General features: G+C 68.5%; 24 protein-coding genes. 16 read left to right on the top strand and 8 right to left on the bottom strand.

Going from position 1 to position 25,135, the window contains the following annotated elements:
- Positions 1-84 precede the first annotated feature (84 nt).
- Positions 85-777: a GntR family transcriptional regulator gene (locus AVME950_RS15770; RefSeq protein ID WP_284430542.1), complete on the bottom strand. Its 693-nt coding sequence runs from the start codon at positions 775-777 to the stop codon at positions 85-87.
- 81 nt (positions 778-858) lie between these two features.
- Here AVME950_RS15770 and araD point away from each other — a divergent pair, with 81 nt between their 5' ends.
- From araD to AVME950_RS15785, 3 genes are all read left to right on the top strand, one after another.
- Positions 859-2,604, top strand: a complete 1,746-nt coding sequence (gene araD, locus AVME950_RS15775; protein WP_284430543.1) for an L-arabinonate dehydratase — start codon at positions 859-861, stop codon at positions 2,602-2,604.
- Positions 2,605-2,621: 17 nt separating this feature from the next.
- Positions 2,622-3,332 (top strand): ribonuclease activity regulator RraA, encoded by a 711-nt coding sequence (locus AVME950_RS15780; protein WP_284430544.1) that lies wholly within the window; start codon positions 2,622-2,624, stop codon positions 3,330-3,332.
- Between the two features lie 89 nt (positions 3,333-3,421).
- Entirely contained in the window at positions 3,422-4,396 is a 975-nt protein-coding gene (locus AVME950_RS15785; protein WP_284409967.1) for a Bug family tripartite tricarboxylate transporter substrate binding protein, read from the top strand.
- 55 nt (positions 4,397-4,451) lie between these two features.
- Here the strand turns inward: AVME950_RS15785 and AVME950_RS15790 are convergent, their stop codons facing one another.
- On the bottom strand, positions 4,452-5,435 hold the full coding sequence (locus AVME950_RS15790; RefSeq protein WP_502869414.1) for a LysR family transcriptional regulator: 984 nt from the start codon (positions 5,433-5,435) through the stop codon (positions 4,452-4,454).
- A gap of 174 nt (positions 5,436-5,609) precedes the next feature.
- On the opposite strand from AVME950_RS15790, the gene aptA reads away from it, so the two are divergent.
- A complete protein-coding gene (gene aptA, locus AVME950_RS15795; protein ID WP_284430545.1) occupies positions 5,610-6,971 on the top strand; it encodes an omega-aminotransferase AptA in 1,362 nt (453 codons plus the stop codon).
- Between the two features lie 91 nt (positions 6,972-7,062).
- Entirely contained in the window at positions 7,063-8,589 is a 1,527-nt protein-coding gene (locus AVME950_RS15800; RefSeq protein ID WP_284430546.1) for a CoA-acylating methylmalonate-semialdehyde dehydrogenase, read from the top strand.
- A 100-nt stretch (positions 8,590-8,689) separates the two neighbouring features.
- On the opposite strand, the gene AVME950_RS15805 is transcribed toward AVME950_RS15800, so the two are convergent.
- The 4 genes from AVME950_RS15805 to AVME950_RS15820 all read right to left on the bottom strand — a co-directional run bounded on the left by AVME950_RS15805 (position 8,690) and on the right by AVME950_RS15820 (position 11,318).
- Entirely contained in the window at positions 8,690-9,157 is a 468-nt protein-coding gene (locus AVME950_RS15805; protein WP_284426919.1) for an OmpA family protein, read from the bottom strand.
- Between the two features lie 76 nt (positions 9,158-9,233).
- On the bottom strand, positions 9,234-9,722 hold the full coding sequence (locus AVME950_RS15810) for a hypothetical protein (protein ID WP_284409944.1): 489 nt from the start codon (positions 9,720-9,722) through the stop codon (positions 9,234-9,236).
- Positions 9,713-10,294, bottom strand: coding sequence for a hypothetical protein (locus AVME950_RS15815; RefSeq protein WP_284407123.1), 582 nt, complete (start codon positions 10,292-10,294; stop codon positions 9,713-9,715). Before AVME950_RS15815 ends, AVME950_RS15810 begins: the two co-directional genes overlap by 10 nt.
- A 214-nt stretch (positions 10,295-10,508) precedes the next feature.
- Positions 10,509-11,318, bottom strand: coding sequence for a FadR/GntR family transcriptional regulator (locus AVME950_RS15820; RefSeq protein ID WP_284430547.1), 810 nt, complete (start codon positions 11,316-11,318; stop codon positions 10,509-10,511).
- Positions 11,319-11,561: 243 nt separating this feature from the next.
- Between AVME950_RS15820 and AVME950_RS15825 the strand changes: the two genes are divergently transcribed.
- The 11 genes from AVME950_RS15825 to AVME950_RS15875 all read left to right on the top strand — a co-directional run bounded on the left by AVME950_RS15825 (position 11,562) and on the right by AVME950_RS15875 (position 22,784).
- Positions 11,562-12,767 (top strand): ABC transporter substrate-binding protein, encoded by a 1,206-nt coding sequence (locus AVME950_RS15825; protein WP_284430548.1) that lies wholly within the window; start codon positions 11,562-11,564, stop codon positions 12,765-12,767.
- A 91-nt stretch (positions 12,768-12,858) separates the two neighbouring features.
- Positions 12,859-13,719, top strand: coding sequence for a branched-chain amino acid ABC transporter permease (locus AVME950_RS15830; RefSeq protein WP_284397499.1), 861 nt, complete (start codon positions 12,859-12,861; stop codon positions 13,717-13,719).
- 8 nt (positions 13,720-13,727) lie between these two features.
- Positions 13,728-14,723 (top strand): branched-chain amino acid ABC transporter permease, encoded by a 996-nt coding sequence (locus AVME950_RS15835; protein WP_284430549.1) that lies wholly within the window; start codon positions 13,728-13,730, stop codon positions 14,721-14,723.
- Entirely contained in the window at positions 14,720-15,493 is a 774-nt protein-coding gene (locus tag AVME950_RS15840) for an ABC transporter ATP-binding protein (RefSeq protein ID WP_272566356.1), read from the top strand. The genes AVME950_RS15835 and AVME950_RS15840 overlap by 4 nt, the downstream gene beginning before the upstream one ends.
- Positions 15,490-16,194, top strand: coding sequence for an ABC transporter ATP-binding protein (locus tag AVME950_RS15845; RefSeq protein ID WP_272550174.1), 705 nt, complete (start codon positions 15,490-15,492; stop codon positions 16,192-16,194). Before AVME950_RS15840 ends, AVME950_RS15845 begins: the two co-directional genes overlap by 4 nt.
- Before the next feature lie 62 nt (positions 16,195-16,256).
- On the top strand, positions 16,257-17,510 hold the full coding sequence (locus AVME950_RS15850; protein WP_284430711.1) for a Zn-dependent hydrolase: 1,254 nt from the start codon (positions 16,257-16,259) through the stop codon (positions 17,508-17,510).
- Positions 17,507-18,976 (top strand): M81 family metallopeptidase, encoded by a 1,470-nt coding sequence (locus AVME950_RS15855; RefSeq protein WP_284430550.1) that lies wholly within the window; start codon positions 17,507-17,509, stop codon positions 18,974-18,976. The genes AVME950_RS15850 and AVME950_RS15855 overlap by 4 nt, the downstream gene beginning before the upstream one ends.
- 180 nt (positions 18,977-19,156) lie before the next feature.
- Entirely contained in the window at positions 19,157-21,469 is a 2,313-nt protein-coding gene (locus tag AVME950_RS15860) for an NADP-dependent malic enzyme (RefSeq protein WP_284409933.1), read from the top strand.
- A gap of 156 nt (positions 21,470-21,625) precedes the next feature.
- Positions 21,626-22,030, top strand: a complete 405-nt coding sequence (locus AVME950_RS15865) for a guanyl-specific ribonuclease (RefSeq protein ID WP_284409931.1) — start codon at positions 21,626-21,628, stop codon at positions 22,028-22,030.
- A gap of 137 nt (positions 22,031-22,167) precedes the next feature.
- Positions 22,168-22,593, top strand: coding sequence for a barstar family protein (locus tag AVME950_RS15870; protein ID WP_092742419.1), 426 nt, complete (start codon positions 22,168-22,170; stop codon positions 22,591-22,593).
- Positions 22,572-22,784 carry a hypothetical protein gene (locus AVME950_RS15875; protein ID WP_217640151.1) on the top strand — a complete coding sequence of 71 codons (213 nt, stop codon included), beginning with the start codon at positions 22,572-22,574 and terminating at the stop codon, positions 22,782-22,784. The genes AVME950_RS15870 and AVME950_RS15875 overlap by 22 nt, the downstream gene beginning before the upstream one ends.
- Positions 22,785-22,896: 112 nt before the next feature.
- Here the strand turns inward: AVME950_RS15875 and rsmA are convergent, their stop codons facing one another.
- On the bottom strand, positions 22,897-23,664 hold the full coding sequence (gene rsmA / locus AVME950_RS15880) for a 16S rRNA (adenine(1518)-N(6)/adenine(1519)-N(6))-dimethyltransferase RsmA (protein ID WP_284430551.1): 768 nt from the start codon (positions 23,662-23,664) through the stop codon (positions 22,897-22,899).
- A gap of 37 nt (positions 23,665-23,701) precedes the next feature.
- Positions 23,702-25,123: a peptidylprolyl isomerase gene (locus AVME950_RS15885; RefSeq protein WP_284430552.1), complete on the bottom strand. Its 1,422-nt coding sequence runs from the start codon at positions 25,121-25,123 to the stop codon at positions 23,702-23,704.
- Positions 25,124-25,135 lie beyond the last annotated feature (12 nt).

The raw sequence follows: 25,135 nt of genomic DNA on the forward strand, positions 1-25,135 counted from the left end.
TTGCGCTGGAGGCCGATGGGGTTGACCATGGGCCGGCGCGGGCCCCTTTCGCCCCGAGCCGCCCGGGTCCGCTGCGCTCCGCCTTCAGTCGGCGTTCACGTACTCCGGATGGCGGGCGCAGATCTCGTCCACCTGGCTGAGCGTGCCCGACAGGTGCGTGCGCAGCGCCTCCTGGGCGCCGGATGCGTCCCCCTGCGCGATGGCCTCGGCGATGCGGCGGTGGTCGGCCAGCACCGACGCGGCCTTGCCCGCGCTGGGCAGGTGCAGGTGGCGCAGACGGTCCACGTGGCCGGAGTGGCTGCGCACCAGCTCCCACAGGCGCGGCACCTCGGCGGCCTCGTACATCAGGCGGTGGAACGCCAGGTCGGCCTGCGAGAACGCCTCGGGCTCCAGGGGGTCGGCGGCGGCCTGCATCACGCCGATCTGGGCCTGCAGGCGCCGGGCGACGGCCTCGCCGCCCTGCAGCGCCAGCGTGCGCACCACCTCCAGCTCGATGGACCGGCGCAGGTAGTGGGCCTGCCGCGCGGCGGCCACGTCGATGCGGCTCACCACCGTGGCGTGCTGCGGAAAGATGTCCACCAGCCCCTCTTCGCCCAGCCGCATCAGCGCATCGCGCACGGGCGTCTGGCTGATGCCGAAGCGCTCGGCCAGTTCGGCGCGGGCCAGCACGGTGCCGGGGGTGAGGTCCAGCGACACGATGGCCGCGCGCAGCTTTTCGAAGATCTGCGGCGCCGCATGGCGCGACCGGTCGAGGCGGACTTTGTCTCTCACGTTCATAGGCGGCGGATTGTCGCACCGCACGATTTTGACGTACTAATATATTAGTGCTTTAATGCACCGAAACCTGTAATGGAGCCTATGACGACGACCCGCCGCACCCCCGAGTCCCTGCGCAGCGCACGCTGGTTCGCCCCCGACGACCTGCGCTCCTTCGGCCACCGCTCCCGCATCATGCAAATGGGCTACGCGCCCGAAGACTGGGTGGGCAAGCCCATCATCGCCATCGTCAACACGTGGTCGGACATCAACCCCTGCCACGGCCACTTCAAGCAGCGGGTGGAAGACGTCAAGCGCGGCGTGCTGCAGGCGGGCGGCTTTCCCATCGAGCTGCCCGCCATCTCGCTGGCCGAGGCCTTCGTCAAACCCACCACCATGCTCTACCGCAACATGCTGGCCATGGAGACCGAAGAGCTGTTGCGCAGCCACCCGGTCGATGGCGCGGTGCTGATGGGCGGCTGCGACAAGACCGGCCCCGGCCTGCTGATGGGCGCCATCAGCATGGGCCTGCCCTGCGTCTTCGTGCCCGCCGGCCCCATGCTGCGCGGCAACTACAACGGGCAGGTGCTGGGCTCGGGCTCGGACGCGTGGAAGCTCTGGGACGAGCGCCGCGCCGGCCAGATCACGCAGACGCAGTGGCTCGGGGTGGAAGGCGGCATCGCCCGCAGCCACGGCACCTGCATGACCATGGGCACGGCCAGCACCATGACGGCGATCGCCGAGGCCATCGGCATGACGCTGCCGGGCGCCTCGTCCATCCCCGCGCCGGACGCCAACCATGTGCGCATGAGCGCCGAGAGCGGCCGCCGCATCGTCGAGATGGTCTGGCAGGACGAAACCCCGGCGAAGCTGCTGAGCCGCGAATCGTTCCTGAACGGCATCAACGTCGCCATGGCCGTGGGCTGCTCCACCAACGCCATCGTCCACCTGGTGGCCATGTCGCGCCGCGCGGGCGCGCACTGCGCCGTCACGCTGGATGACTTCGACGCCGCCAGCCGCCACGTGCCCGTGATCGCCAACGTGCGGCCCAGCGGCGACACCTACCTGATGGAGGACTTCTACTACGCCGGCGGCCTGCCCGGCCTCATGTCGCGCATGCCGCAGCACCTGCACCTGGGTGCGCGCACCGTCACCGGCCGCACGCTGGGCGAGAACATCGAAAGCGCCGCCGTGTTCAACGACGACGTGATCCGCCCGTTGGACAGCCCCATCTACGCCGAGGGCGCGCTCGCCGTGCTGCGCGGCAACCTCGCGCCGGACGGCGCCGTCATCAAGCCCAGCGCCTGCGCGCCGCACCTGCAGCAGCACACCGGCCCGGCGCTGGTGTTCGACGACTACCCCAGCATGAAGGCCGCGGTGGAAGACCCGGACCTCGACGTGACGGCCGACCACATCCTGGTGCTGCGCAACGCCGGCCCGCAGGGCGGCCCCGGCATGCCCGAATGGGGCATGCTGCCCATCCCCGCGAAGCTGGTGAAGCAGGGCGTGCGCGACATGCTGCGCCTGTCCGATGCGCGCATGAGCGGCACCAGCTACGGCGCCTGCATCCTGCACGCCGCGCCCGAGGCCTACATCGGCGGCCCGCTGGCGCTCGTGAAAACCGGCGACCTCATCACCGTGGACGTGCCCGCGCGCCGCATCCACATGGAGGTGAGCGACGAAGAACTCGCCCGCCGCCGCGCCGCCTGGACGCCGCCGCCCGCACGCTACCAGCGCGGCTACGGCTGGATGTTCAGCCGCCACATCCTGCAGGCCGACCAGGGCTGCGACTTCGATTTCCTCGAAACCGGCTTCGGCGCCCCCGTGCCCGAGCCCGACATCTTCTGACCCCCGGAGACATGCCCTTGAACCCCGCCACCCGCGACCGCCTCGCCCACGTCAGCACCGCCACGCTGTGCACCGCCCTCTTCAAGAAGGGGCTGCGCAACCAGTTCCTGCAGAACGTCCACCCCCTGCGCACCGGCCGCGCCAACATGGTGGGCGAGGCCTTCACGCTGCGCTACATCCCGGCGCGCGAAGACCTGAACACCATCGACGTGTTCAAGAACCCCGACCACCCGCAGCGCAAGGCCGTGGAAGACTGCCCGCCCGGCGCCGTGCTGGTCATCGACAGCCGCAAGGACGCGCGCGCCGCATCGGCCGGCTCCATCCTCGCCTCGCGCCTCATGAAGCGCGGCGTGGCCGGGCTGGTCACCGACGGCGGCTTTCGCGATACGCCCGAGATCGCCGCGCTCGACATGCCGTCCTACCACCAGCGCCCCTCGGCGCCCACCAACCTCACGCTGCACCAGGCCATCGACATCAACGGGCCCATCGCCTGCGGCGACGTGGCCGTGTTCCCCGGCGACGTGCTGGTGGGCGATGGCGAGGGCGTCATCGTCATCCCCGCGCACCTGGCCGATGAGATCGCCGCCGAAGCCACCGAGATGACCGCCTTCGAAGACTTCGTGACCGAGAAGGTGCTGGAAGGCCGCTCGATCATCGGCCTGTACCCGCCCACCGACCCCGCCACCCACGGCGACTTCGCCGCCTGGCGCGCCGAGAAAGGCCGCTGACACCCGGCACACACCGCCCGAACCGCTTTTTTCCGCTGTTCCCCCTTCCCCACATCGCAGCACCACAACGACACCCGGAGACAAACCCCATGCGATTCATCCGACACACCGCCCTGCTGGCCGCCCTGGCCCTGGCCCCATTCCTTGCGGGCGCCCAGGAATGGCCCACCGCCAAGCCCATCACCTACGTCGTGCCGTTCACGCCCGGCGGCTCCACCGACATCATCGGCCGCGTGCTCGCCAACAAGCTGGGCGAGGCGCTCAAGCAATCGGTGGTGGTGGACAACAAGCCCGGCCAGGCCGGCGGCATCGGCGCCTCGTACGCGGCCAAGGCCCCGCCGGACGGCTACACCCTCTTCGGGGGCACCATCAGCACGCACGCCATCAACGCCAGCCTGTACAAGAACCTGTCGTACAACCCGGTCAAGGACTTCGAGCCCGTGGCCCTGGTGGCCACGCTGCCCAACGTGCTCATCGTCAACCCCGCGCTGGGCGTGAACTCGGTCAAGGAACTGATCGAGCTGCTCAAGAAAGACCCGTCCAAACGCATGTTCGCGTCGTCGGGCGCGGGCACCTCCACCCACCTGGCGGGCGAGATGTTCGGCGACCTGATCGGCGTGAAGCTCACCCACGTGCCGTACAAGGGCACGCCGCCCGCCCTCACCGACGTGGCCGCCGGCCAGGTGTCGTTCATGTTCGACCAGATGACCGCCGCCCTGCCCCTGGCCAAGGCCGGCCGCGTGAAGCTGCTGGCCGTGACCACCGGCCAGCGCATCGCCCTCGCGCCCGAGCTGCCCACCATGATCGAATCGGGCGTGGCCGGCTTCGAGATGTCGTCCTGGCAGGCCGTGTACGCCCCCAAGGGCACGCCCAAGGCCGTGGTCCAGCGGCTGAACGCCGAGATCGTCAAGGCCCTCAAGCAGCCCGACGTGGTGGACAAGCTGCACACGCAGCTGGGCATGGACATCGTGGGCAGCACCCCAGAAGCGCTGGCGGCGCACATGGCCAAGGAGATTCCGCGCTGGGCGGAACTGGTGAAGAAGTCGGGGGCTTCGGCGGATTGAGCACAGGTTCCGCTCTGAACTGAACGATGGCTCGCAATCGCGGGCCATCGTTGTTTCAGGGCGGTGCATGGGCCCCCACCAAACACCGCTGAAACGCTTGCGCCGCCCTCGGCGGCTCGGGCGACCTTCGCAGCAGGCTCACGAACTGGCATTCATAGCGCAGCGCCTCGGGCCGCACGGCCTGCAGGCGGCTGGTGCGCTCGAAGGCTTCGGCATAGTGGTCGGGCAGGAAGCCCAGGTAGCGGCCCGAGAGCACCAGCGTGGCGATGGATTCCTGGTCGAAGCCCGTGGCGGTGCGGGTGAGGCGAGCCTGGTGGCTCAGCTCCATGTTGGGCGAGTGGTAGCCCAGGCCGGCGAAAGGGTGCGCGCGCACGGCGTCCCAGTCGAGCGCCGAGTGGTCCGCCCCGAACAGCGGGTGGCCCGCGCCGCAGTACAGCAGCATGGTCTCGCCGAACAGGTCGGTGTACAGCAGGCTCTGCGAGGCGCGGTGGGCGGGGATGATGCCCACCTGGTAGGTGCCGTCGATCACGCCGCGCTCGATGGCGTTGATCGAGCCCACGTGCATCTGCAGGTGCACGTCCGGCGCCTGGGCGGTGAAGGCGGCGATGGCCTCGCCGATGCGCGCGGCCGGGTTGCTGGCGGTCTTGTCGAACACGGCGACGGCCAGTTGGCCGCCCATGCGCGAGTGGATGCCGTCCACGCTGTCGCGAAAGCCCTGCACGGCGGCCAATAGGCGCAGGGTTTCGTCGTACACGCGCTGGCCTTCCGGAGTGAGCGCGAAGCCCGCCCGGCCACGCCGGCACAGGGTCAGCCCCAGGCGGGTTTCGAGGTCCTTCACGTGGCGGCTGACGGTGCTGGTGCCGATGTTCAGCTCCAGTTCGGCCGCGGCCATGCCGCCGCAATCGACCACGCTCTTGAACACCTGCAGCAGGCGCAGGTCCATGTCGCTCAACTGGCCGAGCACCGCGCGTTCGCGCGCGGCCTGGGGCGCCGGGGACGGCAGCGTGGGCGAGGCGGGGGGTGGGGCGTCGTCGGGCATGGCGAGCGGGGTGGGCTTTACTTGCATGAATCGTCAAGTAAACATTGATATTTGTCCATTGGAGGGATTATCGACCGCCGGAACAATGGGGCCACCCGCCCGCTGGCAGGGCCACCTGCGGCCTGTGCGGCAGCGCCTTGCGCCCCTTTTGTTTTCTTTGTGATTGGACCGACCATGAGCTTCACCGTCCTCGACTCCGCTCCCGAAGCCACCGCGCCGCGCATGGACGCGGCCTGGCTGGATGCGCACTGGATGCCCTTCACCGCCAACCGGCAGTTCAAGGCCGCGCCGCGCATGATCGTCTCGGGCCAGGGCGCCTACTACACCGACTCCGAAGGTCGCAAGATCTTCGACGGTCTCTCGGGCCTGTGGTGCGCGGGGCTGGGCCATGGCCGCAAGGACGTCGCCGAGGCGATCGGCAAGGCGGCCGCCACGCTCGACTATTCGCCGGCCTTCCAGTTCGGCCATCCCGCGTCGTTCGCGCTGGCCAACAAGATCAAGGAACTCACGCCCGCGGGGCTCGACTACGTGTTCTTCACCGGCTCGGGCTCGGAGTCGGCCGACACCTCGCTCAAGATGGCGCGCGCCTACTGGCGTGCCAAGGGCCAGGCCGGCAAGACGCGCCTGATCGGCCGCGAGAAGGGCTACCACGGGGTGAACTTTGGCGGCATCTCGGTGGGCGGCATGGTGGGCAACCGCAAGACCTTCGGCCAGGGCGTGGAGGCGGACCACCTGCCGCACACGCAGCCGGCAATGGGCTCGTTCGTGCGTGGCATGGCCGAGGACGGCGGCCGGGCGCTGGCCGACAAGCTGCTGGACGTGATCGCGCTGCACGACGCCTCCAACATCGCGGCGGTGATCGTGGAGCCGTTCTCGGGCTCGGCCGGCGTGGTGATTCCGCCCAAGGGCTATCTGGAGCGCATCCGCGAGATCTGCACGCAGAACAACATCCTGCTGATCTTCGACGAGGTCATCACCGGCTTCGGCCGCTGCGGCGCGTGGACGGGGGCGGAGGCCTTCGGCGTGACGCCCGACATCCTCAACTTCGCCAAGCAGGTCACCAACGGCGCGCAGCCGCTGGGCGGCGTGGTCGCCTCCAAGGAGATCTACGACACCTTCATGGCGCAGGGCGGGCCCGAGTACATGCTCGAATTCCCGCACGGCTACACCTATTCGGCCCACCCCGTGGCCTGCGCCGCCGGCCTGGCGGTGCTCGACATCCTGCAAAAGGAAGACATGCCCGGCCGCGCCAAGGCGCTGGCGCCGTACTTCGAGCAGGCGGTGCACAGCTTGAAAGGCGCGCAGCATGTGCTGGACATCCGCAACTACGGCCTGGCCGCGGGCTTCACCATCGCGCCGCTGCCGGGCGAGCCGGCCCGCCGGCCCTACGAGATCGCCATGAACTGCTGGAAGAAGGGCTTTTACGTGCGCTACGGCGGCGACACGATCCAGCTGGCGCCGCCGTTCATCAGCGAACGCGCCGAGATCGACCGGCTGGTGAGCGCCCTGGGCGATGCGCTGGCCGAGACGGCTTGAGCCCCGCTGCCAGCGATTGCTATTTATTTTGTAGCTGTATGCCCTAGTGGAATATGCACTGGGGGCACTTTTTACCCTGAACTCCATTCCCATGCACCAAGACCAGAACGTCACCGCCACCATCGGCCACCTGATCGACGGCCAGATCGTGGCCGACACCGTCCGCACGCAGCCCGTGTTCAACCCGGCCACGGGCCAGTCGTCCACCAGCGTGGCGCTGGCCTCGCAGGCGACGGTGGAGCAGGCCATCGCTTCGGCCGAGGCAGCCTTCCCCGCCTGGCGCAACACGCCGCCGCTCAAGCGCGCCCGCGTGATGTCCAGGCTCAAGGTGCTGCTGGAAGAGCACGCCGATGAAATCGCTGCCCTCATCACCGCCGAGCACGGCAAGGTGCTGAGCGATGCGCACGGCGAGCTGCAGCGCGGCATCGAGAACGTGGAATACGCCAGCTACGCGCCCGAGCTGCTCAAGGGCGAGCACAGCCGCAACGTGGGCCCGAACATCGACTCGTGGAGCGAGTTCCAGGCGCTGGGCGTCACCGCCGGCATCACGCCGTTCAACTTTCCGGCCATGGTGCCGCTGTGGATGTGGCCCATGGCCATCGCCTGCGGCAACACCTTCGTGCTGAAACCGTCCGAGCGCGACCCGAGCAGCACGCTGTTCATCGCCCAGCTGGCGCTGCAAGCCGGCCTGCCGCCCGGCGTGCTGAACGTGGTCAACGGCGACAAGACGGCGGTGGACACGCTGCTGCGCGACCCGCGCGTGAAGGCGGTGAGCTTCGTGGGCTCCACGCCGATCGCGGAATACATCTATTCGGAAGGCTGCAAGCATGGCAAGCGCGTGCAGGCCCTGGGTGGCGCCAAGAACCATGCGGTGCTCATGCCCGATGCCGACGTGGACAACGCCGTGAGCGCCCTGATGGGCGCGGCGTATGGCTCGTGCGGCGAGCGCTGCATGGCGATCCCGCTGCTGGTGGCCGTGGGCGATGCCGTGGGCGACGCGGTGATCGCCGGCCTGAAGACCGAGATCGCCAAGATGAAGGTCGGCCCCGGCACCCAGACCGACAACGGCGGCAACGACATGGGCCCGCTGGTCACGCAAGCGCACTTCGAGAAGGTGAAGGCCTATGTGGACAGCGGTGTGGCCGAAGGCGCGACGCTGGTGGTTGATGGCCGCGGCATGCAGGTGGCCGGCCATGAACAGGGCTACTTCCTGGGCGCCTGCCTGTTCGACCACGTGAAGCCCGGCATGAAGATCTACCAGGAAGAGATCTTCGGTCCCGTGCTGGGCGTGGTGCGCGTGAAGACGCTGCAGGAGGCCATGCAGCTCATCAACGACCACGAGTACGGCAACGGCACCTGCATCTTCACGCGCGACGGCGAGGCGGCCCGCTATTTCACCGACCACATCCAGGTCGGCATGGTGGGCGTGAACGTGCCGCTGCCGGTGCCCGTGGCCTACCACTCGTTCGGCGGCTGGAAGCGCAGCCTGTTTGGCGACCTGCATGCCTACGGCCCCGACGCCGTGCGCTTCTACACCAAGCGCAAGACCATCACGCAGCGCTGGCCCTCGGCCGGCGTGCGCGAAGGCGCGGTGTTCGCCTTCCCGAGCAGCCGCTGAGCCCCACAAAGCACAGCGGCCCGGGGCGCGCAAGGCGCCCGGGCCGCCGGGTGGCCTGCCCGGGCGATGACTCCGGTGCAGGCGACGGAGGCGCGCGCGATCAGCGCGGCAGCACGGTCACCGCGTTGCGGGCCTGGTCGGTGCTGAACATCACGCGCAGGTTCTTCGCCGGCACGCCGCGCGACACCAGTTCCTTGCGCACGGCCAGGGCACGGGCCAGGGCGATCTCGCGGGCGTTCTTGGCGGTCTTGCGGTCGGCGTAGCCCTTGATCTCCCAGCGCTGGTTGCCGGCCTTGTCGGCGGTCAGGATGTCGAGCAGCGCAGGCGTGTCGGCCGGCAGTTCGGTCTCCAGGCCCGAGAACTCGGCCACGGTGCCGTCTTCGGGAATGCGCAGCGGCTCGGGTTCGGGTGCTGGCGGGGGCGCGACGGGCGCCGGGGCGGGCGCTGCGGCCGCCTGGGCCGATGCGTCCGCAGCCGCCGTGCTGGCTTCGGTGTTGGACGTGTTGGCGCAGCCGCCCAGGAGTGCGGCGCTGAAAAGAAGACCCAGAAGTTTGCTGTGAGAGGCCATGGAGATCACCTGTTGCTGTGAATGAAAAAAACGGATCGGGGGGAGGGGCCGGGCGGGGCGGCGGGCGGCGAACGGCTTACTGCACCAGCTGCCAGAAGGTCACGCTGGCGAACTTGGCGTCGCTCGCCCAGGGGTCCCAGATGGTCTTGTCGCCCTTGCTGCGGGCGCCTTCCCAGTTGCCCAGCGAGGTGGACATCGCGGGCGGGTAGCTGCCGCGCGTGCGCAGCGTTTCGGTCTTGCCGCCGCGGGTGTAGGCATAGCCGCCGGCGGCCTTGTCGGGGCCCGGGTAGACCACGATGACGTGGCCGTTGCCCGACTCCTTCTTGCCCCCGACGATGACCGCCCCGCCGCGCGCGAGGTCGCCCACCTGCGAGGCGGGCACGGAGCGCCAGTGGCGCTGCCCCTGCACGTGGTCCATCAGCGCGTTGGCGCTCATGTAGGGCTGGTCGGGCAGGTACTGCTTGATCACGTGCCAGACGGCGTGGCTGCAGGAGTTGGGATGGAGGTCGGCGGCCTGATCGCAGGCCTGCTTCAGCTTCGCGACCGCAGTGGCGTCTACGGGCATGGGGTCTTGTCCTGGTCCGGGGGCGTCGGGGGCTTGGCGGAGGCGGGCCCGGAGGCTGCCGGCCGGTACAGGCGGTTCTTGGCATCCCACCGCAGGGTGGGCAGGTGGTAGTCGCCACCCACGGCGGGCGAGCGCACCTGGAGCTGGATCTCGTGCGGCACGCCGTCGCGCCAGCGGCCGGGGACCACGTCCAGTTCCTCGGGCGGGTCCGCGGGAAAGAGGTGGGTCAATTTGCCGACGCAGCGGCCGGTGTCGTCCACCAGCAGGGGCAGCGGAAAGCGCTCCCACGGCGCATCGGGCGGCAGGCCGCGGTAGTGGGCGTCGGTGAACACGGCCAGCAGGCGCACCTTGGCGGCCTTGGCCGGCGCATTCCCGGCGGCACCGCCCTGCACCAGTGGGCAGGCGCGCACCGCGTCGCGGTAGGGCTCCCAGGCCGCCGGCAGCGAAAGGTCCGCGTCCGGGGGCTGGCACTGGGCGGGGTCGAGCGCCATGGGGGGTTTCGCCCCGGCGTGGACCGCAGCGGACAGCATGGCGGCCGCCAGCCAGCCGGCCCACGGAAGAACTGCGTTCATGGGTGCATCAAAGAATGGAAATGGAATGTATCGGGTGCCCGAGCCGGCCGCGCCCTCCCGGTCGCGCTTTCCCGGTCATTGGGGGCCCGCAGGCGCGAAGTGTCGCCGCGGAAGCCGCGAAATCGATGTCAAAGGTTCCCGAAGATACCAATTGATTCAAAAATAACACGCCCCAACACCAACTTTTGGCGTTTTGGGGAGTTCGGCGAGCCGTTCAGCGGCTGCGGACGTGGGCCGAGCGGGGGCTGCGCAGCGTGTCGGCGTCCAGGATCAGGCGCCCCTGGATGCGGCCTTTCATGCGCTTGACGCTGCTGGCCGCATCCAGCATGTGCCGGGCCATCATTTCGCGCACTTTTTCCGCATCCCGGGCGCGCGCCGCCTGCACGATCTCGCGGTGGAAGTTGGCGTTGGCCTCGCCGAAGCGCCGGTGCTCCGACTTCGGGGTGCGGTTGCCGTACACGATGAGCTGGCGCAGCATTTCGTTGATCAGCTCGCAGGTGAAGCGCAGGAACGGATTGGGGTTGGCCGCGGCCAGGATGTCGTGGAAGTTGACGTCCTCGCGGCGCTGGCTCAGCAGGTCCTCGCTGCTGGAGTTGGGATCGCAGCAGGCGATGCTGTGCTCCAGCGCCTCGAAATCGGCCTCGGTCAGGTGCGGCACGGCGCCGGCGGCCAGCTCGGGCTCCAGGAACTGGCGCACGGCGTAGATGTTGTCGATCGTCACGTCCTGGAAGAACAGGTAGTTCTGCAGGAACTGCAGCGTGCGGTCCAGCGACACCTCGGCGATGGTGCCGCCGCCCGAGGGGCCGGTGGAGATGGTCACCAGGCCCTGCACCTCCAGCGACTTGAGCGCCTCGCGGATGGTGCCCTTGCTCACTTCGAACTGCGCCTGCAGCTCGCTCTCGCGCGGCAGGCGGTCGCCCGGGCTCAGGTTCTTTTCGGTGATGAGCCGCTTGATTTCCTGCGCCACCAGGTCGGGGCGCTTCAGGGGCTTGATCGGCTTGCCGGCGGGCGGTTTCGTGGCCATGGGTGCGTTGCTGGGTTGAAGACGGGGCAAGGCGCAGCGCGGTGCCTGGCACCCGGCTGTCGCTTCCGTGGTGCAGTGTATGCACCAGGGCCGTGCAGCGGCGGGTCGGGCAGGGTTTACGTGCACGCGATTTGTTCTATTTATCACTATAAATAGGAAAAACACGTGGCACGCCGCGTGCTTTGCAAAAAGCCGTGCCCTGGCCTGCAGGCCGGCCGACCCAACCCCCACAGGAGCCCCTTCATGCACCGTCGTCAACTCTTGCAACTCTCCGCACTGGGCGCGCTGCCCGCATCGCTGGGCCTGGCACGCAGCGCCTGGGCGCAGTCCGCCGGCGCCATCCAGTTCGGCTGCCCGGTGCCCATGTCGGGCGCCTTCGCCGCCAACGGAAAGTTCGCCGACCTGGGCATGAAGCTGGCCATCGAGCAGTACGGCTCGGCCCTCAAGCGCCCCCTGGCCTACACGGTGCTGGACACCGAAGGCAAGCCCGCCACGGCCGTGCGCAAGGTGCAGGAGTCGTCGCAGCAGCAGGGCACGCGCTTTTTCGCGGGCGGCATCCTGTCGTCCGAATCGCTGGCCATGGGCAAGGAGGCCGAGAAGGCGGGCGGCATCTTCATCACCACGGCCGGGGCCGACGAGATCACCGGCAAGGACTGCAACAGCGCCACGTTCCGCTGGTCGGTGCCGACCTTCGGCGCCATCGAGCAGACGGTGCGCCCGCTGGCCGACGCGCTGCCCAAGGCCAAGCGCTGGTACACCATCACGCCGCAGTACGTGTTCGGCGACGGCCTGCTGTCGGCCGCCAAGAACGTCTTCAAGGAAAAGGGCCTGGAGCACGTGGGCAACAGCTACCACTCGCTGGCCGAGAAGGAGTTCAGCGGCTACCTGACCAACGCCATGGCCGCCAAGCCCGACGTGCTGCTGCTGCTGAACTTCGGCTCGCAGTCGTCGGATGCGCTGCGCCAGGCGGTGAGCTTCGGCATGCACAAGAACATGACCATCCTGATCGCCTGGGCCTCGGGGCTGGAGCAGTTCGAGTCGCTGGGCGCGGATCTGTGCGACGGCGTGTATTTCGGCGCGCAGTACTGGCACACCGCCGATGCCCCGCTGAACCTGGAGCTGGTCAAGCGCAGCAACGACAAGTTCAAGTCCAACCCCAACTACAGCCTGGCGGGCTCGTACATCTGCACCAAGCTGCTGATCGACGGCATCCTCAAGGCCGGCACGGTGGACCAGAAGGCGGTGATCGCCGTGCTGGAGGGCATGAAGTACGCGGGCCTCACGGGCGAGGAAGAGATCCGCAAGGGCGACCACCAGGTGCTCAAGAACTACTACCTGCTCAAGGGCAAGCCCAAGGCCAGGATGGCCAACAAGGACGACTACGTGGACGTGGTGAGTTCGGGCAAGTCGTTCCTGCCGCTGGACCAGACCGGCTGCAAGCTGGGCTGACCGCTCGCTCCCGCCTTCCTGCGCCCCGCGCCTTAGCCCTTCACCGTCCGCTCCGCAGCCGCGGGGCCAAAGCCTTGACTGCCCCACTTCCATGAGCATCTACCTGCTACAGGTCATCAACGGGATCGGCATCGGCATGCTGTATTTCCTGCTGGCCGTCGGCCTGTCCATCGTGTTCGGCCTGCTGCGCTTCGTGAACTTCGCGCACGGCGCGTTCTACCTGCTGGGCGCGTATTTCTGCTACCAGATGACGCGCTGGGGGCTGAGCTTCTGGCTCGCGCTGGCCGTGGTGCCGCTCGTGGTGGGCGCGCTCGGCTGGCTGACCGAAAAGCTCGTGCTGCGCCACGTCTACGCCAAGCCGCACGAGTTCCACATCCTGGTCACCGTGGGCCTGGCGCTGGCGATCCAGGAGCTGGTCATCCTGCAGTGGGGGCCGCTGGGCGACAGCGTGGCGGTGCCCGACCTGCTGCAGGGCGTGGTGATGTGGGGCAGCTTCGTGTATCCCAAGTACCGCCTGTTCGTGATCGGCTTCACCGCCGTGCTGGCCGTGGGCCTGTGGTGGGTGCTCGAAGGTACGCGCCTGGGCAGCGCGGTGCGCGCGGGCAGCGAATCGACCGAGATGGTGTCGCTGCTGGGCATCAACGTGTTCCGCATCTTCAGCCTGGTGTTCGCGCTGGGTGCGGCCACCGCCGCCATCGCGGGCGTGCTGGCCGCGCCGATCCGCGGCGCCGAGCCCTTCATGGGCATCGAGGCGCTGGGCGTGGCCTTCGTGGTCGTGGTGGTGGGCGGCATGGGCAGCTTCGGCGGCGCGCTGGTCGGCGGCCTGCTGATCGGCATCGTGCAGAGCGTGATGAGCACGGTGTGGCCCGAAGGCGCGCGCCTGATGATCTACATCGCCATGGCCGCCGTGCTGCTGCTGCGCCCGCATGGCCTGCTGGGCCGCAAAGGATGAACACCGCCATGACGATCTTGCGCAAACACTTCCACCTGCTGCTGGCCCTGGCCTTCGTGCTGGCGATGCCGCTCACCATGCAGTCGGGCTCGCTCGCCAGCGAGGTGCTGATCTACGGCCTGGCGGCCATGGGCTGCAACCTGCTGCTGGGCCACACGGGGCTGCTGTCCTTCGGGCAGGGCATCTTCTTCGGGCTGGGCAGCTACACCATCGCCCTCACGCTCACGCGGTGGCCGCTGCCCATGCCGCTCGCGCTGGCGCTCGCCGTGGCGGCGGGCGCGCTGGGCGCGGCGCTGGTGGGCTGGGTGGCCATCCGCCAGCGCGGCACCTACTTCGTGATGCTGACGCTCGCGTTCGCGCAGATGTTCTATTTCCTGGCCTATTCCCTGCCCAGCCTCACGGGCGGGGACAACGGCCTGATGGACATTCCGCGCCCCTCGCTGGCCGTGGGCGGGTTCACGCTGTGGCCACTGCAGTCGCCCTGGCAGTACTACGGCTTCGTGGCGGTGGTGTTCCTGCTGGCCTTCTGGCTGCTGCAGAAGGTGTCGGCGTCGATCTTCGGGCGCACGCTGCTGGCCGTGCGCGACAACGAGGAGCGCGCGGGCGCCATCGGCTACAACCTGCGGCTGCTCAAGCTGCAGGCGTTCGTGATCTCGGGCGCGGTAACGGGCCTGGCCGGCGCGCTGCACGCCATGATGACCGGCATCGCCCCGCTGGCGAGCGCCGAGTACCACACGAGCGAGATGATCCTGGTGATGACGGTAATCGGCGGCACCGGCAACCTGCTGGCCTCGCTGCTGGGATCGGCCTTCTACCTCATCGTGGGCGACTGGCTCTCCACCTTGTGGCCGCGCTGGCTGCTGCTGCTGGGCGTGGTGCTGATGGCGGTGAGCCTGGGCATGCAGCGCGGCCTTTGGGGCCTGCTGGAATCCGCATGGGGGCGCCTGCGCGGCCTTCGGGGCGGCGCGAACGCCACCACCGCCGGCACGGGAGACAAAGCATGACCGCCGCACCCATCCTGCTGGAAGCCATCGGCGTGGAAAAGCGCTACGACAAGTTTGCCGCGCTCTCGGGCGTGGACTTGAAGGTGCGCGCGAACACCGTGCATTCGGTGATCGGCCCCAACGGCGCGGGCAAGACCACGCTGTTTCACATGCTCACCGGCACCAAGGGCGTGAGCGGCGGACGCATCGTGTTCGACGGGCACGACGTGACGCGCGAGCCCGACCACCGGCGCGTGCAGCGCGGCATGGCCCGCTCGTTCCAGGTCACCAGCCTGTTCCTCACCCTGCCCGTGCGCGAGAACCTGCGCCTGGCCGCGCAGGGCACCGCGCCCGCGCAGGCCCTGAACTGCTGGAGCGCGCCCGTGGGCCCTCGCTCCCGCGCCGACGTGGTGGCCAGCGTGCTGGCGCGCCTGGGCCTGGAGCGCCATGCGGACACGCCGGTCGGCAACCTCTCGCACGGGCAGCAGCGGCGGCTGGAGGTGGGCATGGCGCTGGCGGCGGGGCCGAAGGCGATCTTTCTGGACGAGCCCACCTCGGGCATGGGCATCGACGACCTGGACGAGATGAAGCGCCTGATCCAGGGCCTCAAGGACGAGCACACCGTGGTGCTCATCGAGCACAACATGAACATCGTCATGGACATCTCCGACACCGTCACCGTGATGCAGCAGGGCCGCGTGCTGGCCGAGGGGCACCCGCACGCCATCCGCAGCGACGAGCGGGTGCGCAGCGCCTATCTGGGCAACATGATCACCGGAGGCAAGGCATGACGATCCTGCAGATCGAAGGGCTGCACGCCCACTACGGCAAGAGCCATGTGCTGCAGGGCGTGGACCTGCACGTGAACGATGGCGAACTGGTCACGCTGCTCGGGCGCAACGGCGCGGGCAAGACCACCACGCTCAAGGCCATCTGCGGCGTGGTGCCGCCCAGCCAGGGGCGTGTGCGCTTCATGGGCGACGACGTGCAGGGCCTGCCCGCGCACCGCATCGCCCAGCGCGGCGTGTGCCTGGTGCCGGAGCACCGGGGCATCTTCCGGCTGCTCACGGTGGAAGAGAACCTGCTGCTGGGCCTGCGCAAGCAGTCGCCCTGGCAACTGGCCGATATCTACCGCATCTTTCCACGCCTCAAGGAGCGGCGCCGCAACGGCGGCGGGCAGCTGTCGGGCGGCGAGCAGCAGATGCTGGCCATCGGCCGCGCGCTGATGAACGCGCCGCGCCTGCTCATGCTCGACGAGCCCGTGGAGGGCCTGGCCCCTGTGATCGTTGAGGAGATCGTGGCGCAGCTCCAAGCCATCAAGGCCGCCGGCGTGGCCATCCTGCTGGTGGAGCAGAACCTGGAGGTCTGCACCCAGCTGGCCGACCGCCACTACATCATCGAGCAGGGCGCCATCGTGCACGAGGCCGGCAACGCCGCGTTCCTGGCCGACGAGGCCACCAAGGACCGCTATCTGGGCGTGGGCCTGGCCTGAGCCTGCCTGTTCGAAACCGGCTTTCTGCTTCTGCTTTCTCTTTCAGGATCACCACCGTGGACATGAAGACCCTCTCCCCTGCTCTGCAACCCCGCGTGAACGGCGCGCGCCTGTGGCAATCGCTGATGGACCTGGCCCGCATCGGCGCCACGCCCAAGGGCGGCGTGTGCCGGCTGGCGCTCACCGCGCTGGACGGCGAAGGCCGCGACCTCTTCGTGCGCTGGGCGCGCGAGGCCGGCTGCAGTGTGCGCATCGACGCCATCGGCAATCTGTTCGCGCGCCGCGCGGGCCGCAACGATGCCCTGCCCCCGGTGATGACCGGCAGCCACATCGACACGCAGCCCACGGGGGGCAAGTTCGATGGCAACTACGGCGTGCTGGCCGGCCTGGAGGTGGTGCGCAGCCTGAACGATGCGGGCATCGCCACCGAGGCGCCGATCGAGGTGGCGGTGTGGACCAATGAGGAAGGCTCGCGCTTCGTGCCCGTGATGATGGGCTCCGGCGTGTTCGCCGGGGCATTCACGCTCGAACATGCACTGGCCCAGCGCGATGCGCAGGGCACCAGCGTGGCCGAGGCGCTGGCCGCCATCGGGTATGCCGGCACATTGGCTCCCACGCCCGCGGTGGGTGCGTATTTCGAGGCGCACATCGAGCAGGGGCCGGTGCTGGAGGCCAACGACTGCGTGATCGGCGTGGTGCAGGGCGCGCTGGGCCAGCGCTGGTACGACGTGACCGTGCAGGGCATGGAGGCCCACGCCGGCCCCACGCCGATGGAGCTGCGCCGCGACGCGCTGCTGGCGGCGAGCCGCCTGGTGGCCGAGGTCAATCGCATCGCCCTCGACCACGCCCCGCATGCGCGCGGCACGGTGGGCGTGCTGGACGTCTTCCCCAGCTCGCGCAACGTCATCCCCGGCAGCGTGCGCATGACCGTGGACCTGCGCGCCGCCGACGACGCGGTGCTGCAGCAGATGGATGCGGCCCTGCGCGCCGCCTGCGAGCGCATCGGCTCGGCCCACCGCACGCCGGTGGCCGTGGAGCAGGTCGTGTACTTTCCGCCGCAGCCCTTCGCCCCGGCACTGGTCGAAGGCGTGCGCGCCGATGCCCAGGCCCTGGGCTACACCGCCATGGACGTGGTGAGCGGCGCCGGGCACGACGCCGTGTACCTGGCGCGCCTGGCGCCCACCGCCATGGTCTTCGTGCCTTGCGCGGACGGCATCAGCCACAACGAGATCGAAGACGCCCGGCCCGAGCATCTGGAGGCCGGCTGCAACGTGCTGCTGCAGGCCATGCTGCGCAGCGCGGGGGTGGCGGCATGAAGATCCTGATCGCGCGGCTCAACCACGAGACCAACACCTTCTCGCCCGTTCCCACGCCGCTGGAGGCCTTTTCGCCCGCCTATGGCGCGCAGGCGCTGCAGGAGAACGAGGGCATGCGCACGGCCATGGCGGCGTTCATCGACCTGGCCAAGGGGCTGGGCGCCACACTGGTCACGCCCGTGTCGGCCATGGCCAACCCCAGCGGGCCGGTGCATGCCGCGGCCTACGATGAACTGACTCGCCGCATCGTGGATGCCGCCCCGGGCTGCGATGCCATCCTGCTGGACCTGCACGGCGCCATGGTGGCCGAGAACAGCCCCGACGGCGAAGGCGACCTGCTGGAGCGCGTGCGGGCCGCCGCACCGGGCGTGCCCGTCGGCGTGGCGCTGGACCTGCACGGCAACATCACCCCCAAGATGGTCGCCAATGCCGACGTGATGGTGGGCTTCAAGACCTACCCGCACATCGACATGTACGAAACCGGCGAACACGCCGGGCGCCTGCTGCTGGCCATGCTGCATGGCCAGGCGCGCTACACCGTCCGCTGGCACCCGCTGCCCATGATGGGCCACACGCTGCGCAGCACCACGCTGCAGGGTGCCATGCTCCGCGCGGTGGACGCGGCCCGCGCGGCCGAGGCCGGCGGCATTCCGGCGGTGACGGTGTTCGCCGGCTTTTCGCTCGCCGATATCGAGGCGCCGTGCATGAGCGTGGTGGTCACGGCCCCGGCCGACGATCCCGAACCGGCCCAGGCGGCCGCCGACCGCATCGCTGCCGCCATGTGGAGCGAGCGCGCCGAGTTCGTCTACGACAGCGAGCCGCTAGATCAGTCCCTGCAGCGCGCGCAGGCCCTGGCCGTGGGCGCGGACCGCCCCGTGCTGCTGCTGGACCACAGCGACAACTGCATGTCCGGCGGCACCTGCGATGCCATGGACGTGCTGCAGGCGGCGCTCGCCAACGGCCTGCAAGACATCGCCGTGGGCCCGCTGTGCGACCCCGGGGCGGTCGCCGAACTGGTGGCGGCCGGCGTCGGCGCGCGCGTCGCCGTGCGGCTGGGCAACAAGGTGCCGCTCACGCAACTCGGCGTGGCCAAGGCGCCCGTGGCGGTCGAGGGCATGGTGGTGGCCATCAGCGATGGCGAATACACCGTGACCGGCCCCATCTATACCGGCCAGCGCTGCGCCATGGGGCGCACGGTGCTGTTCGATACCGGCGCGGCGCGCATCGTGGTGACCGAGCGCACGCACGAGCCGTGGGACCTGGGCGTGTTCTCCTGCGTGGGCCTGGACCCCACGGCCCACCGTTTCGTGCTGCTCAAATCGCGCATGTACTGCCGCCCGGTGTTCGTGCCGCTGTCGCACGCGCTGGTCGAGTGCGACAGTCCCACAGGGGTGACGAGTTCCAACTACGCGCTGTTCCCGTTCAGGAACGTGCGCCGGCCGGTGTTCCCGCTCGATCCGGCCTGAGCGGCGGAGCGGCGCTGGGGGTTTCCAGGTCATGGGTGCTTTGCCCCGGTTAAGCGGAATTGCTTACCAGGGTTTCTACGGCGGGCTGACTACAATCTCACACCCTTGAAGACGTGACCTCGCCCTGGAACCCTCCGTGGCGCGGGGTTCGGCAGAATTTCATAGAGCTGGAGACGCTTGATGTCCGAGACCCCCCCGGTGAATGCCACGCCCGACAAACGCGCCCTGCTGCGCCAGGCTGCCCTTGAGTACCACGAGTTTCCGAAGCCGGGGAAGATCGCGATCGCCGCGACGAAGCAGATGGTCAACCAGCACGATCTGGCGCTGGCCTACTCCCCGGGCGTGGCCGCTCCCTGCGAAGAGATCGTCAAGGACCCTGCCGCCGCCTTCCGCTACACCTCGCGCGGAAACCTCGTTGGCGTGATCTCCAACGGTACCGCGGTTCTCGGACTGGGCGACATCGGCGCGCTGGCTTCCAAGCCCGTCATGGAAGGCAAGGGCGTCCTGTTCAAGAAGTTCGCCGGCGTGGACGTGTTCGACATCGAGATCAACGAGAAGGACCCGGTCAAGCTCGTCGAGGTCATCGCCGCGCTGGAGCCGACCTTCGGCGCCATCAACCTGGAAGACATCAAGGCGCCCGAGTGCTTCTACGTGGAGCGCGAGTTGCGCAAGCGGCTGAACATCCCCGTCTTCCACGACGACCAGCACGGCACCGCCATCACGGTGGCCGCCGCCATGCTCAACGCCCTGAAGGTGGTGAACAAGGACATCGGTTCCGTGCGCCTCGTCACCTCGGGCGCGGGTGCCGCAGCACTCGCCTGCCTGAACCTGCTGCTGAAGGTGGGCTTGAAGCGCGAGAACGTGTTCGTCACCGACCTGGCCGGCGTGGTCTACGAGGGCCGCACCGAGCTGATGGACGAGGACAAGATCCTGTTCGCCCAGAAGACCGAAGCCCGCAGCCTGTCCGAAGTCATTGAGGGCGCCGATGTGTTCCTGGGCCTCTCCGCTGGCGGCGTGCTCAAGCCCGCCATGGTGGCCAAAATGGCCGCGCGCCCGGTCATCTTCGCGCTGGCCAATCCCAATCCCGAGATCACGCCCGAAGACGCCCACGCCGTGCGCGGCGACGTCGTGATGGCGACCGGCCGCACGGACTACCCGAACCAGGTCAACAACGTCCTGTGCTTTCCGTACATCTTCCGCGGGGCGCTGGACTGCGGCGCGACGACGATCACGCTGGAGATGGAAATCGCCGCCGTGCACGCCATCGCCGAACTGGCCCAGGCCGAGCAGAGCGAGGTGGTGGCCGCCGCATACGTGGGCGAGCCGCTGGCCTTCGGCCCCGAATACCTGATCCCCAAGCCGTTCGACCCGCGGCTGATGATGAAGATCGCCCCGGCCGTGGCCCAGGCCGCCGCCGACAGCGGCGTGGCCCTGCGCCCGATCATCGACATGGACGCGTACCGCGACCATCTGCAGACCTTCGTGTATGCCTCCGGCACCACGATGAAGCCCATCTTCACCGCCGCCAAGACGGCCGCCAAGAAGCGCGTGGCCTATGCCGAGGGCGAGGAAGAACGCGTGCTGCGCGCCGCGCAGATCGTGGTGGACGAAAAAGTTGCACGGCCCACGCTCATCGGGCGCCCGTCCATCATCGCGCAGCGCATCGAGAAGTTCGGCCTGCGCCTGAAGGAAGGCGTGGACTACGACGTGGTCAACGTCGAGAACGACCACCGCTACCGCGACTTCTGGCAGACCTACCACCGCATGACCGAGCGCAAGGGCATCACCGTGCCCATCGCCAAGATCGAAATGCGCCGCCGCCTGGCGCTGATCGGCTCCATGCTGCTGCACAAGGGCGAGGTCGATGGCCTCATCGTCGGCACCTGGGGCCACACGGCGCTGCACCTGAACTACATCGACCAGGTGATCGGCAAGCGTGCCGGCGTGAACACCTACGCCTGCATGAACGGCCTGCTGCTGCCCGACCGCCAGGTGTTCCTGGTGGACACGCACGTCAACTACGACCCGACGGCCGAACAGCTGGCCGAGATCACCGTCATGGCGGCCGAGGAAATGATGCGATTCGGCATCAAGCCCAAGGCCGCGCTGCTGTCGCACTCCAACTTCGGCAGCAGCAACCAGCCGAGCGCCGTCAAGATGCGCCAGACCCTCGACCTGCTGCGCATCCAGGCGCCGTGGCTCGAAGTGGATGGCGAGATGCACGGCGATGTCGCCTTGGATGCGGCCCAGCGCGCCGTGGTCATGCCCCACAGCACGCTCGCCGGCAGCGCCAACCTGCTGGTCCTGCCCAACATCGACGCGGCCAACATTTCCTACAACCTGCTCAAGACGGCGGCCGGCGGTGGCATCGCCATCGGCCCCGTGCTGCTGGGCGCGGCGGAACCGGTGCACATCCTGACAGCCAGCGCCACCGTGCGCCGCATCGTCAACATGACGGCACTCACGGTGGCCGATGCAAATGCCTCCCGGTAGAGCGGTGATGACGTAGCAAGCGCTAACTTTTAGACGCGTTTGGCCTTGAAAGCGCCTGCCCAATTATTGGGCAGGCGCTTGCTTTTTGGGGGCGATTAAGTCAAACTAACGGCTCGAAATTTCGGGTAAACCCGTAGTTTCTGAAAGGTGTAGTTGATGCTGAAGGCTATCGCCATCCAGGCGTACAAGACAGGTCTTGCGTGCGTACTGGGTGCCGCGTTCGTTCTGGTCCCGACCACGGGACAGGCCCGAAAACCCCCGTCTTCCGACGGAGTGACCACCATCGCACTGGCCGAGTTGCCCCCGCAAGGGCGGGCGACCTACGGGCTCATCCGCGAAGGTGGACCATTTCCTTACGACAAGGATGGTTCGGTGTTCGGCAATCGCGAACGGTTGCTGCCCCTGGAAAAACGGGGCTATTACCGCGAATACACCGTCAGAACGCCGGGTGCGAAGAACCGTGGTGCCCGGCGCATCGTGTGCGGAGGAGCGCCCCGCGTTCCCGATGCCTGCTACTACACCGGCGACCACTACGCGAGCTTTCGAAAAATTGTTGAATGACGCTGGACGCCAAAAGCGCTCGCCGGCATTGCCGCGATCGGTTGCCCGCCTGTCGGCCCCCCGCCTTGGTGGCGGGCCGCTGGACCGAACTTCCGGATATTCCTCATTGGTGACTACATAAAGAAAGAGCAGCGGAGATGGAAATGCCACTTCGTAACGATCAGGAAAACCCATTGCGTGGCGTGCGCCCCAACATCGTGCAGTCTATTCGCGCTTTTCGCGTGCAAGACCTGCAAGAGTCGGCCAAGGCGCTCGGCCAACACTTCCTGTACGCCAACCTTGCACACGCACAAACCAAACAGGACGTGCTGGACCTGATCGCAGGCCAGTTCATGTTCCCGGCGCACTTCGGAAAGAACTTCGACGCGCTGTACGACTGCATGACGGACCCATTGCATAAATCGGGCCCGCAACCGGGCTTCATCGTGGTGCTGGAGCAGATTCCGACCACGGTGAAGTTCGACAAGGAAGCACGCGAGCAGTTGCTCGACATCTTCCGCGAAGCGGCGGACTACTGGAGCGATCGAAAGATACCGTTCCGGTGTTTCTATTCTTTTCTGTAGCCCGTTCTGCATCCACCAGCCAGGCAGAACGGGCGAACGAGGCTAACGAGACCGCCGCAGCGCAGCCCATTGAAATCGCAGTCGATCCTTCCGCGGAAAAAATGCCGACCGACAAGCTCGTTGACGTATCGCCCCTGGCGCTGCGCATGAGCAGCCCGTTCAACGCGGGTTACTGGCTCGCCGCCGCCTGACCTCAGGCGGTCATGCGCGACAGGCAGGGCCCTCAGGCCACTGCTTGCCGCGTTTGACTCTTTTCAGTGCACGGGGCCGGGTGGCCCGGTCCCCGCATTGCACCGCCTGCGCTCAGGCAGGGTGCAGTGACTGAGCCAGGGCCACGTACTCGTGCACTGGCACTTCCTCGGCCCGGCGTTGGGTATCGAAGGTGCCCGGGAAGGCGCGCTCCTGCAGCCAGCGGCCCAGCGTGTGCCGCAGCAGCTTGCGGCGTTGGCTGAAGGCCACCTGCACCAGTTCGGACAGCAGGGCGGGTGATACGGGGGCCGGCGAGGCATGGGGCACCATGCGCACGACGGCGCTGTCCACGCGCGGCGGCGGATCGAAGCTCTCCGGCGGCACGAACAGCACATCCTCCATCGCATAGCGCCACTGCAGCATGACCGACAGCCGCCCGTAGTCGCCCGTGGAGGGGCTCGCCACCATGCGGTCGATCACTTCCTTTTGCAGCATGAAATGCTGGTCCTGAATGACATCGACCTGCTCAAGCAGATGGAACAGGATGGGCGTGGAGATGTTGTACGGCAGGTTGCCGACCACGCGCACCTTGGGCGCGTTCAGCGATTGGGCGACCTGGGCGAAGTCCACCTTCAGCACGTCGGATTCGACCACGTCCAGCTGGCCGTGCAGGCGCAGCCGCGCTGCCAGGTCGCGGTCCAGCTCGATCACGGTGAGGCGCCCCAGGCGCTCGACCAGCGGCTGCGTGAGGGCTGCCAGGCCGGGACCGATCTCCACCATGGGCTGGCCCGGCTCGGGGCCGATGGCGCGCACGATGGCATCGATGATGCCGTGGTCCGACAGAAAATGCTGGCCGAAGCGCTTGCGCGGGATGTGCTTCATGGCGCTGCGCGGCGAAGGCGCGTGGGCAGGCGGCGCGTCATTGCGGCGGATCGCGGTATTCCACATACGCGCGGGCCCGGGCTTCCTGTGCCCAGGTGGCGTAGGCCTCGTCCAGCTTCTTTTCGCGCACCACGTCGCGCACCATGTCGCGCTGTTCGCGCTGGGTGAGCTTGGCCTCGCGGCGCTCCAGCAACTGGATCAGGTGCACGCCGAACCGCGTGACGATGGGCTCGCTGATCTCGCCGGGCTTGAGCGCATTGAGCGCTTCCTCGAACTCGGGCACGTAGCGGCCCGGGCTGGCCCATCCAAGGTCGCCGCCCTGCTTGGAGCTGCCGTCCTGCGAGTTCTCGCGCGCGAGCGTGGCGAAGTCTGCCTGGCCCGCCAGGATGCGCCGGCGGTAGTCGGCCAGCCGTGCGGCCGCCGCGGTCTCGGTCAGCTGCGGATTGGCACGCAGCAAGATGTGCCGCGCATGGCTTTGCACCGCCACGGTGGGGGCGGCGGCATTGGTCTTTTCCACCACTTTCAGCACGTGGAACCCGGCCGGCGACCGCACGGGGCCGACGATGCCGCCCACGGGCGTCTGCTGGGTCGAGCGCACGAAGAGCTCGGGGTAGCGATCGGCGGGGCGCAGGCCCAGCAGGCCGCCGGAGGCGCCTTCGGCCGCATCGGAGAACTCGCGCGCCACCTGGCCGAAATCGTCTCCGGCGCGCACCTTGTCGGCCGCCTGCTGCGCGCGCAGCCGGCGCTGCTCCACGACCTCGGGGCTGGCGTTCTCGGGCACGAGCACCAGGATGTGGCCCAGGTTGAGTTCGACCTTGGCCGGATCGGACGCGGACTGCTGCTCGCGCAGGTACTGGTCGACGTCCAGGTCGCTCACGCGCACCCGGGCTTCGACGTCGCGCTCGCGCAGGCGCTGCACCAGCAGCTGGTTGCGCAGTTCTTCGCGGAAGCGGTCCTTGCTGATGCCGTCGATCGCGAGGCGGCGGTGCATTTCCTCCAGGCTCACGTTGTTCTGGCGCGCCACCGACTGCTCGGCCTGGGAGACGGCGATGTCGTCCACCTTGATGCCGCTCTCGTTGGCCATCTGCACCTGGATCTTTTCATTGATCACGCGCTCGAGCACTTCGCGCGCCACCACGTCCCGGGGCGGGCGCTCGCCGCCCTGGGCGGCCAGCTGCTGCTCGACGCGGGCCACGCGGGTCTGCACCTCGTTGTTGGTGATGGGGGCGGTGTTGACCACGGCCACGATGTAGTCCGCCTGGCGGATGCCGCTGCGGTCTGCGCCGGTGCGGGCGTCGGGCACGGTGACGGGCGGCAGGGCGCGCGAGGACAGCCCGGTACCGCCGGTGCCGCTGGCAGCGCCCGAGGCGCGCAGTCCTTGCGCGGAGGCGCCCGCGGGTGCGAGGGAGGCCAGGGTGGCCAGGCACACCAGGCCCAGGGTGAAAGCGCGATGGTTCATGTGGTTGGCAGG

Origin of the sequence: Acidovorax sp. SUPP950, from assembly GCF_030158935.1 — a bacterium.
Taxonomy (GTDB): Bacteria; Pseudomonadota; Gammaproteobacteria; order Burkholderiales; family Burkholderiaceae_C; genus Paracidovorax.

What these genes read in the sequence shown, in the direction of transcription:
- AVME950_RS15770 (WP_284430542.1), bottom strand. Translation starts at nt 777, where the DNA reads ATGAACGTGAGAGACAAAGTCCGCCTCGACCGGTCGCGCCATGCGGCG.
- araD (WP_284430543.1), top strand. Translation starts at nt 859, where the DNA reads ATGACGACGACCCGCCGCACCCCCGAGTCCCTGCGCAGCGCACGCTGG.
- AVME950_RS15785 (WP_284409967.1), top strand. Translation starts at nt 3,422, where the DNA reads ATGCGATTCATCCGACACACCGCCCTGCTGGCCGCCCTGGCCCTGGCC.
- AVME950_RS15790 (WP_502869414.1), bottom strand. Translation starts at nt 5,435, where the DNA reads ATGCCCGACGACGCCCCACCCCCCGCCTCGCCCACGCTGCCGTCCCCG.
- aptA (WP_284430545.1), top strand. Translation starts at nt 5,610, where the DNA reads ATGAGCTTCACCGTCCTCGACTCCGCTCCCGAAGCCACCGCGCCGCGC.
- AVME950_RS15800 (WP_284430546.1), top strand. Translation starts at nt 7,063, where the DNA reads ATGCACCAAGACCAGAACGTCACCGCCACCATCGGCCACCTGATCGAC.
- AVME950_RS15805 (WP_284426919.1), bottom strand. Translation starts at nt 9,157, where the DNA reads ATGGCCTCTCACAGCAAACTTCTGGGTCTTCTTTTCAGCGCCGCACTC.
- AVME950_RS15810 (WP_284409944.1), bottom strand. Translation starts at nt 9,722, where the DNA reads ATGCCCGTAGACGCCACTGCGGTCGCGAAGCTGAAGCAGGCCTGCGAT.
- AVME950_RS15815 (WP_284407123.1), bottom strand. Translation starts at nt 10,294, where the DNA reads ATGAACGCAGTTCTTCCGTGGGCCGGCTGGCTGGCGGCCGCCATGCTG.
- AVME950_RS15820 (WP_284430547.1), bottom strand. Translation starts at nt 11,318, where the DNA reads ATGGCCACGAAACCGCCCGCCGGCAAGCCGATCAAGCCCCTGAAGCGC.
- AVME950_RS15825 (WP_284430548.1), top strand. Translation starts at nt 11,562, where the DNA reads ATGCACCGTCGTCAACTCTTGCAACTCTCCGCACTGGGCGCGCTGCCC.
- AVME950_RS15830 (WP_284397499.1), top strand. Translation starts at nt 12,859, where the DNA reads ATGAGCATCTACCTGCTACAGGTCATCAACGGGATCGGCATCGGCATG.
- AVME950_RS15835 (WP_284430549.1), top strand. Translation starts at nt 13,728, where the DNA reads ATGACGATCTTGCGCAAACACTTCCACCTGCTGCTGGCCCTGGCCTTC.
- AVME950_RS15840 (WP_272566356.1), top strand. Translation starts at nt 14,720, where the DNA reads ATGACCGCCGCACCCATCCTGCTGGAAGCCATCGGCGTGGAAAAGCGC.
- AVME950_RS15845 (WP_272550174.1), top strand. Translation starts at nt 15,490, where the DNA reads ATGACGATCCTGCAGATCGAAGGGCTGCACGCCCACTACGGCAAGAGC.
- AVME950_RS15850 (WP_284430711.1), top strand. Translation starts at nt 16,257, where the DNA reads ATGAAGACCCTCTCCCCTGCTCTGCAACCCCGCGTGAACGGCGCGCGC.
- AVME950_RS15855 (WP_284430550.1), top strand. Translation starts at nt 17,507, where the DNA reads ATGAAGATCCTGATCGCGCGGCTCAACCACGAGACCAACACCTTCTCG.
- AVME950_RS15860 (WP_284409933.1), top strand. Translation starts at nt 19,157, where the DNA reads ATGTCCGAGACCCCCCCGGTGAATGCCACGCCCGACAAACGCGCCCTG.
- AVME950_RS15865 (WP_284409931.1), top strand. Translation starts at nt 21,626, where the DNA reads ATGCTGAAGGCTATCGCCATCCAGGCGTACAAGACAGGTCTTGCGTGC.
- AVME950_RS15870 (WP_092742419.1), top strand. Translation starts at nt 22,168, where the DNA reads ATGGAAATGCCACTTCGTAACGATCAGGAAAACCCATTGCGTGGCGTG.
- rsmA (WP_284430551.1), bottom strand. Translation starts at nt 23,664, where the DNA reads ATGAAGCACATCCCGCGCAAGCGCTTCGGCCAGCATTTTCTGTCGGAC.
- AVME950_RS15885 (WP_284430552.1), bottom strand. Translation starts at nt 25,123, where the DNA reads ATGAACCATCGCGCTTTCACCCTGGGCCTGGTGTGCCTGGCCACCCTG.